The organism is Rheinheimera lutimaris (genome assembly GCF_013283795.1).
Classification (GTDB): domain Bacteria; phylum Pseudomonadota; class Gammaproteobacteria; order Enterobacterales; family Alteromonadaceae; genus Alishewanella; species Alishewanella lutimaris.
Genome location: NZ_JABSOD010000002.1, coordinates 156,545 through 171,151 on the forward strand (window position 1 = coordinate 156,545; position 14,607 = coordinate 171,151).

The 14,607-nt window shown below is 49.1% G+C and carries 17 protein-coding genes; 11 read left to right on the forward strand and 6 right to left on the reverse strand.

All coding sequences use genetic code 11. The annotated features are described in order from the left end of the window. Window positions 1-6: 6 nt before the first annotated feature. Both HRH59_RS02365 and HRH59_RS02370 read right to left on the reverse strand, forming a co-directional pair. The gene (locus HRH59_RS02365; RefSeq protein WP_173499667.1) at window positions 7-948 is read right to left on the reverse strand and encodes a sugar phosphate nucleotidyltransferase; all 942 of its coding nucleotides are present in this window, start codon (window positions 946-948) and stop codon (window positions 7-9) included. A 128-nt stretch (window positions 949-1,076) separates the two neighbouring features. Then, on the reverse strand, window positions 1,077-1,433 hold the full coding sequence (locus HRH59_RS02370; protein WP_173499668.1) for a DUF3718 domain-containing protein: 357 nt from the start codon (window positions 1,431-1,433) through the stop codon (window positions 1,077-1,079). Window positions 1,434-1,617: 184 nt separating this feature from the next. On the opposite strand from HRH59_RS02370, the gene HRH59_RS02375 reads away from it, so the two are divergent. Next, window positions 1,618-2,925: a hemolysin family protein gene (locus HRH59_RS02375; RefSeq protein WP_173499669.1), complete on the forward strand. Its 1,308-nt coding sequence runs from the start codon at window positions 1,618-1,620 to the stop codon at window positions 2,923-2,925. Window positions 2,926-2,955: 30 nt separating this feature from the next. Here the strand turns inward: HRH59_RS02375 and HRH59_RS02380 are convergent, their stop codons facing one another. Continuing rightward, window positions 2,956-3,579 (reverse strand): DUF5610 domain-containing protein, encoded by a 624-nt coding sequence (locus tag HRH59_RS02380; protein ID WP_173499670.1) that lies wholly within the window; start codon window positions 3,577-3,579, stop codon window positions 2,956-2,958. A 194-nt stretch (window positions 3,580-3,773) separates the two neighbouring features. On the opposite strand from HRH59_RS02380, the gene HRH59_RS02385 reads away from it, so the two are divergent. Further along, window positions 3,774-4,964 carry an MFS transporter gene (locus HRH59_RS02385; RefSeq protein ID WP_173499671.1) on the forward strand — a complete coding sequence of 397 codons (1,191 nt, stop codon included), beginning with the start codon at window positions 3,774-3,776 and terminating at the stop codon, window positions 4,962-4,964. Here HRH59_RS02385 and HRH59_RS02390 read toward each other — a convergent pair. Continuing rightward, a complete protein-coding gene (locus tag HRH59_RS02390; protein ID WP_173499672.1) occupies window positions 4,961-5,689 on the reverse strand; it encodes a pseudouridine synthase in 729 nt (242 codons plus the stop codon). The genes HRH59_RS02385 and HRH59_RS02390 overlap by 4 nt on opposite strands. Window positions 5,690-6,100: 411 nt before the next feature. On the opposite strand from HRH59_RS02390, the gene HRH59_RS02395 reads away from it, so the two are divergent. The 4 genes from HRH59_RS02395 to HRH59_RS02410 all read left to right on the forward strand — a co-directional run bounded on the left by HRH59_RS02395 (window position 6,101) and on the right by HRH59_RS02410 (window position 8,923). Continuing rightward, a complete protein-coding gene (locus HRH59_RS02395; protein WP_173499673.1) occupies window positions 6,101-6,622 on the forward strand; it encodes an RNA polymerase sigma factor in 522 nt (173 codons plus the stop codon). Continuing rightward, window positions 6,615-7,094, forward strand: a complete 480-nt coding sequence (locus HRH59_RS02400) for a hypothetical protein (RefSeq protein WP_173499674.1) — start codon at window positions 6,615-6,617, stop codon at window positions 7,092-7,094. The genes HRH59_RS02395 and HRH59_RS02400 overlap by 8 nt, the downstream gene beginning before the upstream one ends. 9 nt (window positions 7,095-7,103) lie before the next feature. Further along, on the forward strand, window positions 7,104-8,078 hold the full coding sequence (locus HRH59_RS02405) for a DUF4097 family beta strand repeat-containing protein (RefSeq protein ID WP_173499675.1): 975 nt from the start codon (window positions 7,104-7,106) through the stop codon (window positions 8,076-8,078). 74 nt (window positions 8,079-8,152) lie between these two features. Beyond that, complete coding sequence (locus HRH59_RS02410) at window positions 8,153-8,923, forward strand: type 1 glutamine amidotransferase domain-containing protein (protein ID WP_173499676.1); 771 nt, start codon at window positions 8,153-8,155, stop codon at window positions 8,921-8,923. A 35-nt stretch (window positions 8,924-8,958) separates the two neighbouring features. Here HRH59_RS02410 and HRH59_RS02415 read toward each other — a convergent pair whose 3' ends face one another. Continuing rightward, on the reverse strand, window positions 8,959-9,342 hold the full coding sequence (locus HRH59_RS02415) for a hypothetical protein (RefSeq protein WP_173499677.1): 384 nt from the start codon (window positions 9,340-9,342) through the stop codon (window positions 8,959-8,961). Between the two features lie 304 nt (window positions 9,343-9,646). Between HRH59_RS02415 and HRH59_RS02420 the strand changes: the two genes are divergently transcribed. From HRH59_RS02420 to HRH59_RS02440, 5 genes are all read left to right on the forward strand, one after another. Then, window positions 9,647-10,036: a hypothetical protein gene (locus HRH59_RS02420; protein WP_173499678.1), complete on the forward strand. Its 390-nt coding sequence runs from the start codon at window positions 9,647-9,649 to the stop codon at window positions 10,034-10,036. 16 nt (window positions 10,037-10,052) lie between these two features. Further along, a complete protein-coding gene (locus tag HRH59_RS02425; protein WP_231702376.1) occupies window positions 10,053-10,247 on the forward strand; it encodes a GNAT family N-acetyltransferase in 195 nt (64 codons plus the stop codon). A 54-nt stretch (window positions 10,248-10,301) separates the two neighbouring features. Beyond that, window positions 10,302-10,778, forward strand: coding sequence for a nuclear transport factor 2 family protein (locus HRH59_RS02430; protein WP_173499680.1), 477 nt, complete (start codon window positions 10,302-10,304; stop codon window positions 10,776-10,778). 59 nt (window positions 10,779-10,837) lie between these two features. Continuing rightward, entirely contained in the window at window positions 10,838-11,671 is an 834-nt protein-coding gene (locus HRH59_RS02435) for an alpha/beta hydrolase (protein ID WP_173499681.1), read from the forward strand. A gap of 84 nt (window positions 11,672-11,755) precedes the next feature. Continuing rightward, window positions 11,756-12,169, forward strand: coding sequence for a GNAT family N-acetyltransferase (locus HRH59_RS02440; RefSeq protein ID WP_173499682.1), 414 nt, complete (start codon window positions 11,756-11,758; stop codon window positions 12,167-12,169). An 89-nt stretch (window positions 12,170-12,258) separates the two neighbouring features. On the opposite strand, the gene HRH59_RS02445 is transcribed toward HRH59_RS02440, so the two are convergent. Continuing rightward, on the reverse strand, window positions 12,259-14,385 hold the full coding sequence (locus HRH59_RS02445) for an InlB B-repeat-containing protein (RefSeq protein WP_173499683.1): 2,127 nt from the start codon (window positions 14,383-14,385) through the stop codon (window positions 12,259-12,261). Window positions 14,386-14,607: the final 222 nt, after the last annotated feature.

Below are 14,607 nucleotides of genomic sequence, written 5' to 3' on the forward strand. Positions count from 1 at the left end.
GTAAGGTTACAGATACAGCGGATGCAAGCCATTGCGGCTTAAACGCTGTATTAAACCAGGCGCAGTGCGCCGCTGCTTTATACTGCCGCTTGTCGCCAGTATTGGCCAACATTGTTCAGGCCCGTCCAGCCAGTCGGGGTGCTGCAATACGTCCAGCCGGCTGTGGAAATAGGCGGCTAAGGTACCGACATCACGCCAGTAATGCGGCAGGCTTTGCTCGCCTGGCAAGTGGTTGGTGCTAAAGTCATAAATGCCGGCCCGGCCCGCCTCAAAAAGTGCAGGTAGCAAATCATGGCCAAAATCACAGGGCGTGCCGGCATCAATTGTATCCAGCAGTTGATACAGGCTGCTGGCATTAAACAGGTAATTACCCATCGACGCCAGAGCAAAGCCAGGCCGGCCGGGTATTTGTGGTACCGCCCCCTGCGGCTTTTCGATAAAGCCGGTAATATTAAAATTGTTGTCGACGGCGAAAATACCAAACTGCCGTGCCTGCGCCAGCGGTACCGCAATAGCGGCAACGGTAACGGCGACCTTTTGCTGTTGGTGGACAGCCAGCATTTGGCGGTAATCCATTTTATACACATGGTCGGCACTTAATACGGCGATAACATCGGGCCGCAAATCGCGCACCTTAGCAAGTTCAGCTGCCACGGCACCGGCGGTGCCCTGTTGTAATTGCTCTGCTGCCTGACACAGCTGTAAGCCGCCGTCCCTGCCAAACAGCGGTTGCCACAGTTGTTGTATATGACGCTGCAGGCTGTCAGGTTTGTATTGCGTTAGTACCAGTAGTTGCTTAAAGCCGGAGTGCCACAGGTTGCTAAGTACAAAGTCGATAATACGCCGGCGCTGCACAAAGGTTAATGCCGGTTTGGCCTGCTTTAACGTTAATGGCTGCAGTCTTTTTCCGGCACCGCCGGCCAACACTATGCTAAGTACATTAGTCATGTTCAGGCTCCGCGCAAATGGCTTGGTTAATAAATGTACACCATGACGGGTGAAGCAGTTTGATATGTATCAAATGAAATTGTGATAATGCCAACAGCATCGCAAAACGCTGCTGGCAACAAGCAGTATTACTCGCCGATACGGGTTTTTATAACATCCACCAGCGCGGATGCTTCAAAGCCGTTGCCGGCGGCCCAGCCACTGTAATCAAATTCGGCCAGGGTTTTTGACGGCATTTGTTTAACAATAAAAGAACCGCTTTCAAAGGCGTCGTGGCGGATAGCGAACTGCAGCATAGACTCGTTGTTGCATTTAATGCTGCTGTAGATATTACGCACGTTAAGTTTGTTTTCAGACAGGGTTTTGCGCAGCTGATTCCGGTTGTCCTCTTTTATATAGCCGCATAAAGTTTCTGCTATTTGTTCATCGGCCATTGCTGTGTTCATTACACACAGTGCTGCCAGGGTTAACACGACTTTTTTCATAGTACTGCTCCGCGTAGTTTAGTGTCAGCTGAAGTATAGTCAGCGTAAAAAAAACTGCCTGCGGTGCAGTAACTTTATTTCTGTTTGATTATTTTCAGTTAGTTAGCATGGTTTTGCGGTAACTGCGGCTATAATGGCGCAAGGTATCAGCGCAGTATGCTGAGGCAGATTTGCAGGAGAACACATGTCTACGCCGGAATATATGTTGTTAATGTTATTGCTGGTCGCCAGCAGTGCATTTTTTTCTATTTCAGAAATTGCGCTGGCGGCATCACGCAAAATGCGTCTGCGCTTAATGGCAACCGAAGGCAATGTGAATGCAGAAAAAGTGCTGGCGTTGCAGGAACACCCCGGTAACTTTTTCACCATAGTACAAATTGGCTTAAATGCAGTGGCTATTCTCGGTGGTATTTTAGGTGAGTCGGCGTTTACGCCTTATTTCAGCTCGTTACTGGCACTGTTTTTTCAGGGTGCTTGGGTTGCCAACGCCGGTTTTGCGTTGTCGGTATTTTTTGTTACCTCGCTGTTTATTTTATTTGCCGACTTAATGCCCAAGCGGCTGGCGATGATAGCACCGGAAAAAATTGCTACCAGGGTAGTAAGCCCGATGCTGTTTTTAATTACCTTACTTAAGCCGTTTGTGTGGTTATTTAACGGCCTGGCGAATTTGTTTTTCAGCCTGTTTAATGTGCCCACTATGCGCAAAGACGATATTACCCCCGACGATATTATTGCCATGATGGAAGCCGGCGCGCAGGCCGGCGTGTTGCAGGAACACGAGCATCAGCTGCTGGAAAACGTATTTGATATGGAGTCGCGCACGGTAACCTCGGCGATGACGGCGCGTGAAAGCTTAATTTTCTTCACCAATAATGAATCCCAGGACAATATCAAAGCCAAGATTGCGGAACATCCGCATGCCAAATTTATTGTTTGTGACGAGGTGTTGGATAAAGTTGTGGGCTATGTTGATACCCGCGATATTCTGATGCAGGTATTGCACGACCAACCCATTTCGTTAAAAAAAGAAGGCATAGTGCGCTCGCCGCTGATCATCCCTGACACGCTGTCGCTGTACGAAGTGCTGGAACATTTTAAATCGGCCGGGCTCGACTTTGCCATTATCATGAATGAATACGCGCTGGTGGTGGGTATTATTACGTTAAAAGATGTAATGAGCATAGTGATGGGCGAGCTGGTTAATTCAGAGGAAGATCAAATAGTCGCCCGTGATGCTAATTCCTGGTTGGTGGAGGGTTTAACACCGCTGCAGGATGTTATGCGGGTGCTGGATATTGATACCTTTCCCAGTCCGGAAAACTATGAAACTATCGCCGGCTTTATGATGTATACGCTGCGTAAAATCCCCAAACGTACCGACTTCGTCCTGCACGGTGGCTATAAATTTGAAGTCGTCGATATCGACAGCTACAAAATAGACCAGCTGTTAGTCACGCGGATAACCGCAGCGGAAGCTGTCGAAAAAGCGTAATCATTAAAAACAGCAGCCTTAGGGCTGCTGTCAGGCCGGATTATTGTCGCTGTCGGTATTTGTGTCGTCAGCCGGCGGGTTTGCAGCCATTTCCAGCATTTTTTCACGGAAGCTGGTTAAGCCCTGCATCACCAAACCATAGGTTTTATCTACGCCGCTTTCTACTTCACCCTCATAGACTTTTAAGCCTTTAAGAATATCTTTGGCATCGCTAAAGCCTTTTTCGATACCGCCACCGATTATTTGCATAAAGCTGTCGAGGGTTTCCTCTTCCGATGCCCCGGGGTTAAGCTCTTTGTAACGGCTGTAAAAGCCGGTAGCAAAGGCAACGATGCGATCGGCGGTTGCTTCGGGCGAGGTATCAATGCCGGAGTCGTAGATTTTTTGCGCGGCGTTTTCACCCAGTACCGGTTCCAGCTCAGCGTTGATACCTTCCAGTGCGGTTTTGTAGAGTAAACTGAGTGAGTCATTGTTGCTGCGCAGCGATACCTGTTCATTGGCACGCAAAATTGCCGTGTTTTGCGCTTGCTTCGCCTGTGCCGCTGCATCTTTAATGCCACGGTTATCGTCGGTTTTTGCCGCCGCGGTATTTTGCTTTGCTGCAGCAATAGCCGCAGCATTGTTAGCTGAAGTGCTGCCGGAAGAAATACTCATACTGTAACTCCTGAAATAGTGGCTTTAGTATAGCCCGTGGACGGGTATCGGCCGCTGCTACCGAAACTTTAGCCAATATTGTGTTTTTTGCCTGAGATTGTTGCAATGGCGCCGGCGCGCTCGTTTGTACGCATAAATAGTTTTATACTGGCAGCCCCGGCAAAACATAAGCTGATCAACCAAGGCGCTACGTAGTGATTGAATACAAAAGCCCGGCATTTTACCGCACCACTTTTGCGCTGTGTTTAGCGGCTGTGGTGGTGTTTGCCAATTTGCATTTGCTACAACCGTTATTGCCGGTGCTTAGCCGCGAATTTGGCTTAACACCGCTGCAAACCAGCTGGGCTTACACCATAGGGACTCTGTGTTTGGGCTTGTCGTTGCTGGTGTATGCGGCGTTATCAGATGCGCGTGGCCGCAAAGCAATTCTGCTGTTTACGCTTATTGGTATGACGCTGAGCACTCTGGCACTAACGCAGGTGGAAAGCTATGCTTCCTTGCTGTTTTGGCGGGCGTTGCAGGGGGTTTTTCTCGGCGGTTTGCCGGCAGTTGCCATTGCTTATATGGGCGAAGAATACACTAAGCCGGCGCTGGTAGCGGCGGTAGGGTTTTATATCAGTGCAAATTCTTTGGGCGGGATCAGCGGGCGTTTAATGGCCGGCGCCCTGGCTGATGTCGGCCACTGGCAGTGGGTGTTTTGGCCGATGGCCGTGCTTGGTGCACTCAGCTGTTATTTGATATGGCGTGATCTGCCGGCGGCTAAAGGCTTTAGCGCCAAGCCGTTCCGCTTGCGTCAGGCGCTGGCTGACAGCTTGTTTCATCTGCGTCAGCCGTTGTTGCTGCTTACCTATTTAATTGGCGGCCTGAGCTTTTTTATCTTTTTAAACCAGTATACCTATATTGCTTTTGTGCTGTCGGATGCACCCTATAACTTGTCCAGTTTCTGGATTGGCCTGCTGTTTATTACTTATTTTACAGGTACCATCGGCTCGGCCATTTCTGCCAAAGTAGCGCTGAAGCTGCCGGTGCCGCTGGCCATGGCGCTGGGGGTGCTGATTTTAATGCTGGGTACCATAGTTACCCTTAGCAGCAGCTTATGGTTGATTATTGCCGGCTTTTTTATTAATGCCTTTGGCTTTTTCTTATGTCATTCATTGGCCAGTAGTTGGGTAAACCAATGCGCCAGCCGCGCTAAAGCCAGCGCCAGTGCGTTGTATCTGGTGTTTTATTATGTTGGCGCCAGCACCGGTGGCCTGTATTTGCAGCCATTTTGGCAATGGTTACAGTGGCAAGGCGTGGTAGTGGGGGCTTTACTGATGTATGGCGTTACTTTTTTACTCTGCTTGTGGTTGTGGCAGCGCGCCCGGCTGGCGCAGCTATGTTAAACCGGCGCAGCTGTGCCTGGCAGTTGTGCTAATTCGGCGGCACTGAGTTCACGAAGCTCGCCGACGGCCAGGCCGGCTAAATGCAAATTATGTAAGCGTTCTCGCTGCAGCGCGGTAACCTTGTAACCCAGCGTCTTACACATATAACGGATTTGCCGGTGCAGGCCCTGAGTCAGCGTAATGCAAAACTGCTGTGCGCCGCTTTGTTCTGCTTTGCAAGGGCTGGATTGATACATCTTTTCACCCAATTGCCAGCTTACACCGGCTGCCATTTGGGCAATAAACGCGGGCGTTACGGCTTTGTCTGTGTCTACGCGGTAGCTTTTTTCATGGTAATAAGCCGGGTGCAGCAGGCGCTGGCACAGCTCACCGTCATTGGTTAACAGCAATAAGCCGCTTGAGTCTTTATCCAGCCGGCCTACCGCAAATACGCGTTGTGGCAGATTTTTTAAAACCTGATATAAGCTTGCCGGGTCTTGCGGCCGGTTGTTGCAATCTACCCCCACCGGCTTGTGATACAGCATATAGCACAGCGGCGGTGGGCCGGCCAATGGCTCATCGTTAATACAGATCCTGTCCAAAGCGCTGACGGCATCGGTATGTTTGGCCACCGCGCCGTTAACGCTGACCGCACCGGCGGCAATCAAGCGTTCAGCCGCGCGGCGCGAGCAGTGGCCTCTTTGTGCTATCCATTTGGCTAAGCGCTGTGTGGGCAGGGGAGTCATGTTATTGTCGTGCTGGTGGTCATTGAAGTGCACAATGGTAACCGATATGACGCAAACAAATCATCTGCTTGTCATATAACAACGGCACAGTAGGCAGGCCTTTACAGGCAAATCTGTTCCTCCAGTGCTTAACATTTTGCCGGATCTGCGTATCCGGCTTTTTTTGCCGCTCATTTCATAAAACGATCGCGTTTTTGTAACATAACTGACATTGGCCGGCGTCATACTGCGTGCCGTTACACCTTCCTTCCTGGATTATTATTCACTATTTAGTGGCGGGAGCCCGGCTCCCGGTTTTCTTTTTCTGCAGCGCAATAAAAAAATTTCCCCTGTTTAAACCTTTGGCGTTAGGCTGGCGACTAACCTGACAATAGCAATAAAAACTATGCGGCAGATTAACTAAGGGCATTTATGGCAATGGAGATTGCGCAGGCAATCGCGGCGGCAAAAAACGGCGATAAGCAGGCGTTTCACTGCTTGTATCAGCAGTTTATCGGTCGGGTATATGCAGTGTGTTGGCGCCTGCTGGCCAACCGGCAAAAGGCTGAAGATGCCAGCCAGGATGTGTTTATAAAAGTGTGGCAGCAGTTGCCGGCGTTTCGTGGTGACAGCAGTTTTGCCACCTGGCTACACAGCATAGCGACCCGCACGGCAATAGATATCTGGCGCACAGAAAAATATCTGCGCCTGACCGATAGCAGTGACGAGTTGGAATTAGCAGAGCAAGCCGTTGCCTGCAGCAGTAACGAGGCGCCGCTGGAACAAGCAATACAGCGCTTACCGGCGCAAGCCAGGGCTGTATTTGTATTGTTTGCGCTGGAAGGCTATCAGCATCAGGAAATTGCTGCACTGTTGGGTATCGCAGAGGGCACGTCAAAAGCGCAGTATCACCGCGCCAGACAACTGTTACAGGAGTGGTTAGCTGATGAATGAACAACAATTAGATGACGCTATCCGCGCGTTAACGCCGGACCTGCAGCCGCAGCGTGAGCTGTGGCCGGACATTGCCGACCGGCTACCGGCACGGGCAACGGCCAAAGCCCCTTTGGGCTATTGGGCCAGTGCTGCCGCTGCGGTGTTAATGGGCTTAATAGGCTGGCAACTGGCTATTTTGCCCACACCGGCGCAGCGCTCAGCCGCCATGCCGACAGCAGAGCTGATGTTACTGCAGGTGTACGAGCAACAAAAAGCACAGCAATTAAGCCAGGTTGCCGCTGTCGCCGAGGGCTTTGATAATTGGCAGCAGCAACTACAAATTTGGGAGCAGGCCATCGCTCAGGTGCGCCGGGCCCTGCAATTTTATCCGGATGAACCGCAGCTGTTAGCGCAGTTGCAAAGCTTATATCAACAGCAGCTTAGCTTTATTCAACAAGCGACACTGCAACAACCTTTAATAGTCAGTTAGGAGAGTAGCATGCAAACAGCAACCCAAACCCGGTTTACCGGCCTGGCAGGATTAGTACTACTGGCTGTCAGCCAATTGGCATGGGCCGATGCGCGCGAAACTGTCGATGAAAGCCGCAGCGTAACGGCAAACGAGAAAATTTACCTTGAAGTAATGAGCGGCGAAGTAACCATTAAAGCCGTTGACGGCAACCAGTTCAAAATCGTTGGTAAACTGGATGAAAAGGCCACCGGCTATACACTGGATTCAAAAGACGGCTTTACCCGGTTTGAAATGACCATGCCACGCCAGGTCAATTACCGAGGTAATGAGAAATCCAACGGCGCTGATTTACGTGTCGAAGTGCCCATCGGTAGCACCCTGGAGTTTAAAGGTGTAAATAGCGACGTCAGCCTGAGCGGCATTAGCGGCGGCAGTAAAATAAGCACCGTGAATGGCAAAATTGCTGCGGCTAACCTGTCAACACTGGTGCAGTTAAATACCGTGAACGGCGAAATAGGCAGCAAAGACAACAGCGGCCAAATTGAACTGAGTTCGGTAAACGGTGAAATTACTGATGTTGGTTCAACCGGTCGGCTGGACTACAGTGTAGTAAACGGCAAAATTGAAGCCAGAACCAGTGCAGAAGAAATCAGTGTCAGCACAGTAAACGGTGACGCTAAGCTGAAAATGAGCGGCACACAGCGTCTTAAGCTGAGCACAGTAAACGGCGAAATTGATGCTGAGCTGGCCAATTCAGTTAGCCCGCGCATCAGTGGCAGCAGCGTAAGCGGTGATATCGAGCTGAAGCTGGACACTAATGTTAACGCCCGGTTTGATATTAAAGCCTCAGCCGGCGGCAGCATTGATAACAAACTCAGCAACGACAAAGCCACTAAAGCCAAATACGGCCCGGCCCGCAGCCTGCAATTCACCTTAGGTAGCGGTGACGGCAGTGTAGAGCTAAGCACCGTAAGCGGTGATGTAGAGCTGGATAAGTTGTAAGTTGCTCTGAAGCGGTAATCTATCCATTAACCAAAGGCTGCGAATGCGGCCTTTGTCCTTGTAAGGGAATGAACATGAAAAATCTGCTTTTGGCGCTGGGTCTGATATTTACGGTGTTTTTTGTTCAGGCTGATACCAATGATGCCGGGAAAATTATGATTATTGCTTCAAACCTTGAGCATATGGGCGACCCGGATAAGCACGATGCCAGGAACAACCTGTGGGAATACGCACCGCCGTATCATATCTTTGTTTCCCATGGCTACAGTGTTGACTTTGCTTCTCCTGCCGGAGGCGCTGTACCCTTTATGATGGACCCGCTGGGGATCAGTAGCTATACGATAAAATATGAGGGGTTTTTAACCAGGGCTAACAGTTCACTGGCTCCGGCGCAGGTTAACATTGCAGACTACGCCGCTGTTTATATCGGTGGCGGCTATGGCACCTTGTTCGATGTTGCGGCCAATCAGCCGCTGTTGGATATTATGGCGGGTATTTATCAGAACGGCGGAGTAATCGGCAGCAGTGGCCACGGAGCCGGCGCTTTTGCCAATGTAAAACTGAGTAACGGAAAATTTTTGGTGCAGGGTAAGCGCGTGGCCGGTTTTCCGGACTCGACAGAGAAAGAAAAGAGCTGGGCGAAGCAGGGAGCATTGCTGCCATTTTTGGTTGAAGCACAGTTGCGCAAAAATGGCGCCGTTATAATCAACAAAGACAATATTGCTGACAAGCATGATGTAATTATTGATCAGCGCCTTGTTTCAACCATGTTTCTGCCATCAGCCGCGCTGGTAGCAAAAGAAATGCTTATCTTGCTGGAGCAAGACAACAGTGTTGACCGTTAACTTATTGCCGGGCTGAAGCAGAGCCTGAGTGCAGCTTATTTATCTTCAGCGGCGTAGTTCAGCATCAGGCGGCTGAAAAAGCCGAAATACACGATGCCAATAATTGCGACAAAGAGCTTTTCGCTGTTGTCGGTATCTGTAGCTTGGTAAAGCTGCACGCCTTCGTAAGCTACAGCGGCAAGTGCAACTGCTAACAATAGATACCAAAATTTGCCGAAGCCGATAATTTTGCGCCAGGCATAGCCATAACCGGCGGTTGCCGTGAGTGCGGCAAAAGCCAGCATCAACAACCAACCAAGGATCTCGGCGCTATTCATAGCGACCGGTTGTTGTGTTGCTTGTACAAAGCTGAAAGCGCCGAGTAGCAGGTAAATCAGAGTAAGAATAAAGAATAGCTTCCAGCCGGTGCGATTTGTCATTAACTGTCCTTAGTGCCAGTGGCCAAACGGGATGTCACATATAGTTCTGTTTGGGTTCGGGAGCTACAGCATCTTTTACGCGACAAAAGTACCATTCTTGATTGTCTGCCTCAACAGAAAATAAGGTATAGCAACAAAAGCTGATACAAGTTAAAAATGCTTGATTTACATTTATATAGCAGCATAGACTGGATTCAATTTTGGAACTTGCGGGATCTAAATCTCGTAGCTCACGGATTTAGAGCTTTAAAACAAGTTGTCAGGCATATCTATTATATTGGAACTCTGCACAATGAGAAAAACAATGTATCACATCGAAGTATCAACAAATGCTAGCCAAGATATTTTGATCAAGCAGGAGTTCAACGACATGAATGAACCAGATCCCATAATCACTATATCGAAGGAACAAGCGGGGCTGGTGGCTTCATGGATTCTGGATGCAGCGGAGCACGAGTCTGATCATATGCAAGAAGACCTCCCTGTCATGGTTAATTACTATTCTAGAGGTCCAGAAATTGAATCTGAAGAGTTAACTATTTTTAATAATTCGCGCGGGATGATTGTTCTAAAAATTGATGACGATAACTTTATTGAAATGTCACCACAAATGGGTAAGCGAATGCGTGAATTGCTTACTAAGGCGATATCTACATCAATAGGCTCGATGTTTCTTGCTGACGATGAAGTATGAAAAGTACGGATCTTGGATGCTGGGGATTGGCACCTTGCTGGCAGCTCATGCTATTACCGCGCAGGGCGCGACAAAAGTGGACGTGAATGAGCAAAACCCGCAGGCGTTGGGGTTTTACCAGCGTATAGGATTTGCAGTAACCGGGCGCTCGCCAACCGATGGCCAGGGCAAGCCTTACCCGCTGCTGCATATGGCATTACAGAATGCATAGCCAGCGTAAGCCTTTATAAACCAAACGCTTGAATAAGCAGAAATGGAGTTTGCTATGAAAAATAAGTTACTTGCCGCTTATACGGTTGTTATGTCGTTATCCCTATCTGTAACAGCAGAAACTGAGACAGAAATAGACTTAAATGCTTTTGCGCAGCAGTACTTTAAGGCGATGGTGGCGACTCAGGCGCCTGATGCGACAGAACAGGATCTGGAAAACTATCTGGCACTTTTAACCGATGATATCGGCCATTCGCATTTACCTTATGTTACCGACGATTCGCGCCAGCCTGATGGCAAACAGGCGATGCGCAAAGGCATGACGTTTTATTTGGGCGCCCACACCGAACATAACGCAGAACTGCTGGATGTGTTTACCTTTAACCAGTCGGCCATCGCCATTCGCTACAGTAACAGTGCCAAAGGTATTCACCCGCAGCATAAGCAAGCCATTTCTTACAGCCAGATTATGATGGAGGTACTGGAAATGGAGAATGGTAAAGTTGCGGTGATCCGTAAGTATCATCAGTAATATGTATTTTACGGCGCAAGACTGCGTCAAAAATTGCCGTTACACATATGGTTAAGCAAATGAAATTGTTATTATTACCGGTGGTTCTGCTGTTATTTTGCATTGAAGTTAATGCCAATACCGCTTACGAAATACCGCGCAGTGCCGTTATTGAGCTTAAAGAGCAATCCAGCGGTCGTGTTTACCCGCTGTTTATTCAACTGCCCGCTTCTTATGCCAAACAGCCGGATAAAGTGTATCCGGTAATTTATCTTACTGATGCGCATTACAGCTTCCCGCTGGTAAGCGGCGCGACACGATTTCCGATGAACAGCGGCGTTATGCAGCAGGCAATTATTGTTGCCGTATCGTATGAGCAAGGCTCTGAAGGTGCCGGCAGCAGAATTCGCGATTACACACCGTCAAAGGCCAAAGCCTGGCGGCAGGAAACCGGCAATGCCAGCGGCCATATGGCCTTTATCCGTGACACAGTATTTCCATTTGTTGAGCAAAACTACCGTGCCAGCAACACCAACCGCACTTTTGTCGGCAACTCTTTAGGTGGCTTATTCGGCGCTTATATTTTATTTACTGAGCCAGCGCTGTTTACCAACTACATACTTGGCAGCCCGTCAGTGTGGTTTGATAACAATAAGATTCTGGCGGCGTCGGTGGTTAAACCCAAGGCTGCTACCAGGGTGTATATCTCTGTTGGGGAATACGAGACACCGGCTTACGGCGAAGGCCAGGATATGCTGGCCGGGGCTAAACAGTTAACAGATAAAATTCTGGCACTGGACAGCGGTAATATTGACTTGCGATTCTCAGTGGTGCCCAGCGCCAGTCATGCCACGGCATTTCCAACTACTGCAATTCAGGGGCTGGATTGGATTTATGGCATTAAAAAACAATGACGATTAAACCAATGCAGTTGAGAGATATAACTGTACTTGCTGTTATGCTATGCCGCAAATCATTGCAGATTAAATCAGATAGCCATGAGCAATTTTATCAGCGACAACAGTGCCGAATTTGCCGAACAGGCAAAACAAAAAATAGCGGAGTTTAATGCGCTGCATTGGGATGCAAGTAAGCGGCAGGCTCTTGGGCTTAAGCAGTTAAATGCTGCCGGTGAACTGGTGGCGGCATTGGCCGGGCGTACTTTTGGCAACTGGTTTTATTTAGAGTCGTTCTGGCTGACAGAGGCTGAGCGCGGCAGAGGTACCGGCAGTGCTATGCTGGCAGAGGCGGAAGCTATCGCCCGGGCGCGAGGCTGTCGTTTTGTGGTACTGGACACGCTGGATTTTCAGGCTAAACCGTTTTATCAGCGCCACGGTTATCAGGTGGAGTGGGTACAACAAGATTACCCTTTTGCCGGCGGTGCCAAGTACTTTATGACTAAAGTCTTGTAATCGGATAACAAAATAGCGGTATAGCGCATAATAAAAGCCCCGCAGAGCAATGCGGGGCTTTTTAGTAAAATGGCTAAACATCTGCGGCTTTAAAAGTTCAAATTGAATGCATCGTTATCAATAACTTCGTCGTCGCCGATGTCACTTGGGTTTTCCAATCCCAATTGGCCTACGCCGCCTTCGCCCCAGCAGCGAATTGGCCGGCTGGTGTCCAACGCATCATCCGGTAGCAGCCTTACACAGGTATGATCGTTGCCGGCATCAATGTCAGTTACGGTGTAAGCACCAAAGTTAAGTAAAAGGGGAGCCAGGTCATCTGTAACATCATTCTGGCCGGTTTGTCCTGCATCGCTTTCGCCCCAACAATACACTGTGCCAACTGAAGTCAATACACAAGCATGTTCACCACCCAGAGCAAGTTTAACCGGTATAGCGCCGCCTAAATTCAATGCAAAAGAGAGCACGTCTAAATCAGTATTAGTACCATCGTTGTTGCCCAGTTGACCTGAGCCGTTTTCACCCCAGCAATACACATTGGTATCGATAATCATACAACCGAACAGGCCGCCTGAGTCTATGTCCAGAACTGTACCTACCGGTAACGTTATCTGGCTTGGTGTTGGTGAGTCGACACCGCCGTTGTTGTCGCCGAGCTGACCTGAGCTGTTATCACCCCAGCAATACACTGTGTTATTGATCAGCCGGGCACAAGAGTGTGCAGCACCGGTTGCTATTTGAACCGGCGTATCTGCTAATACAACATTGCCGGAGGGGATATACAATGTACTAAAATCGCCGGTGCCCAATTCTCCTGAACTATTTAAACCCCAACAGTATACTTCGTTGTTCTCAAGCCGGGCGCAGCTGTGCTGTCCGTTGACCGACACTTCAGCTACCGGTTCACTGTCAAAGTTAATTGCGCTTGTCATTGCTTTACGGTCTGAGTTGATACCCAAACCGGTCTGGCCATTTTGGCCCTCACCCCAACAATAAAGATTGCGGTCATTTAATATAGCGCAGGCATGCTGAGAACCAACCGATATATCATTAATGGTAAGACCCGGGTCAGGTAAATCTATAGTGGTATTGGTAACAGGGCTTTCGCCAATCTCATCACCTTTTGCTGTAAGTGAAAAGCTTAACACCCCAAGCTGGCCACTTGAGTTTTGACCCCAACACTTGGCGTTACCATCTGCCAGAATTACGCAGCTTTGGCTCCCGCCGGCAAAAACAGTAGTACGTTCGGCAAAAGTGACATTAACGGCACAATTCGCAATGACTGCTGCGGATGTATAGTTTGTTCCCAAGTCTAACGTGCCGTCACAGCCGCTTATTGAATTAACATAGTAGCCACTGTCTGGCGTAACAGTAAGTATTGCCGTATCGCCCTCAGCAACATTTTGCGTTGCAGGATTAATACTGCCGCCAACTCCGGCAGCGCCGGTAACAGTGTATAGCGCCCGAAACGTAGCAGAGACTGCACAGTTGGTAAACAGTTCGGTAGTGGTGTAATTTGCTCCGGCTAATGAACCGCCACAACCGCTGACACTATCGATAGTAAATCCTGCATTGGCAGTAACAGTAAGGCTTGCTGTATCGCCTTGATCTAAGGTTTGTGATGCAGGGCTTATTGTACCACCTGCACCTGCAGTGCTGGTTACGGTAACGGCAGGCGCAACAGCCGCCTCAAGTGAGAAACTGGCGGTAACTGCGCAATTTGCGCTGAGTGCTGCCGTAGTATAACTGTTGCCGGATAGCGTTCCGCCGCACCCGGCGACAGAGCCGATATTATAGCCAGAGTCTGCAGTTACAGTGAGGGTTGCGGTACTGCCGGGCGCCAGAGTTTGGGTTGCAGGGGTAATACTGCCACCCACGCTGGCTACGCTGGTAACCATAACCGGCGGCGAAAAAGTGGCAGTGACAATACAGTCTTCAGTAACAGCTGCAGTGGTGTAAGTGTCACCGGAAAGGCTACCGCCACAACCAGTCACTGCTGCTATCGCATAACCAGTGTCTGCTGTTATAGTGACTGTTGCTTGCTGGCCTGATATCACCAGGCCGGACTCAGGTGTTACTTCACCGCCAGCCCCTGCCAAGGCTGTTATCGTATATGATATCTGCGGCTCTTCAATATTATTTTCATCATAGTTATCATTACAACCATAAAGACCAATGGTGGCGACCAACATTACGCTCAAATTGTTTTTTAAAGACATAAAATATTCTCATTAAAATTTACTGTGAGGGACGGTGGATATAAATAACCACAATATGCATGCCAAAAACGTTTCGCTGTAAACTTTAACGACTCTACTGAGCGAGTTGGTAGGCACATGGTTTTATACTAGGCTACCGACAACAATAGTGTGGATTATATGTAAGATATCTTTGCGACAATAAAAAACCCTGAAATCAGGGTTTTTTATTGTCGAAGGGTA

What these genes read in the sequence shown, in the direction of transcription:
- HRH59_RS02390 (WP_173499672.1), bottom strand. Translation starts at nt 5,689, where the DNA reads ATGACTCCCCTGCCCACACAGCGCTTAGCCAAATGGATAGCACAAAGA.
- HRH59_RS02445 (WP_173499683.1), bottom strand. Translation starts at nt 14,385, where the DNA reads ATGTCTTTAAAAAACAATTTGAGCGTAATGTTGGTCGCCACCATTGGT.
- HRH59_RS02365 (WP_173499667.1), bottom strand. Translation starts at nt 948, where the DNA reads ATGACTAATGTACTTAGCATAGTGTTGGCCGGCGGTGCCGGAAAAAGA.
- HRH59_RS02415 (WP_173499677.1), bottom strand. Translation starts at nt 9,342, where the DNA reads ATGACAAATCGCACCGGCTGGAAGCTATTCTTTATTCTTACTCTGATT.
- HRH59_RS02375 (WP_173499669.1), top strand. Translation starts at nt 1,618, where the DNA reads ATGTCTACGCCGGAATATATGTTGTTAATGTTATTGCTGGTCGCCAGC.
- HRH59_RS02400 (WP_173499674.1), top strand. Translation starts at nt 6,615, where the DNA reads ATGAATGAACAACAATTAGATGACGCTATCCGCGCGTTAACGCCGGAC.
- HRH59_RS02440 (WP_173499682.1), top strand. Translation starts at nt 11,756, where the DNA reads ATGAGCAATTTTATCAGCGACAACAGTGCCGAATTTGCCGAACAGGCA.
- HRH59_RS02370 (WP_173499668.1), bottom strand. Translation starts at nt 1,433, where the DNA reads ATGAAAAAAGTCGTGTTAACCCTGGCAGCACTGTGTGTAATGAACACA.
- HRH59_RS02410 (WP_173499676.1), top strand. Translation starts at nt 8,153, where the DNA reads ATGAAAAATCTGCTTTTGGCGCTGGGTCTGATATTTACGGTGTTTTTT.
- HRH59_RS02435 (WP_173499681.1), top strand. Translation starts at nt 10,838, where the DNA reads ATGAAATTGTTATTATTACCGGTGGTTCTGCTGTTATTTTGCATTGAA.
- HRH59_RS02430 (WP_173499680.1), top strand. Translation starts at nt 10,302, where the DNA reads ATGAAAAATAAGTTACTTGCCGCTTATACGGTTGTTATGTCGTTATCC.
- HRH59_RS02425 (WP_231702376.1), top strand. Translation starts at nt 10,053, where the DNA reads ATGCTGGGGATTGGCACCTTGCTGGCAGCTCATGCTATTACCGCGCAG.
- HRH59_RS02420 (WP_173499678.1), top strand. Translation starts at nt 9,647, where the DNA reads ATGTATCACATCGAAGTATCAACAAATGCTAGCCAAGATATTTTGATC.
- HRH59_RS02395 (WP_173499673.1), top strand. Translation starts at nt 6,101, where the DNA reads ATGGCAATGGAGATTGCGCAGGCAATCGCGGCGGCAAAAAACGGCGAT.
- HRH59_RS02380 (WP_173499670.1), bottom strand. Translation starts at nt 3,579, where the DNA reads ATGAGTATTTCTTCCGGCAGCACTTCAGCTAACAATGCTGCGGCTATT.
- HRH59_RS02405 (WP_173499675.1), top strand. Translation starts at nt 7,104, where the DNA reads ATGCAAACAGCAACCCAAACCCGGTTTACCGGCCTGGCAGGATTAGTA.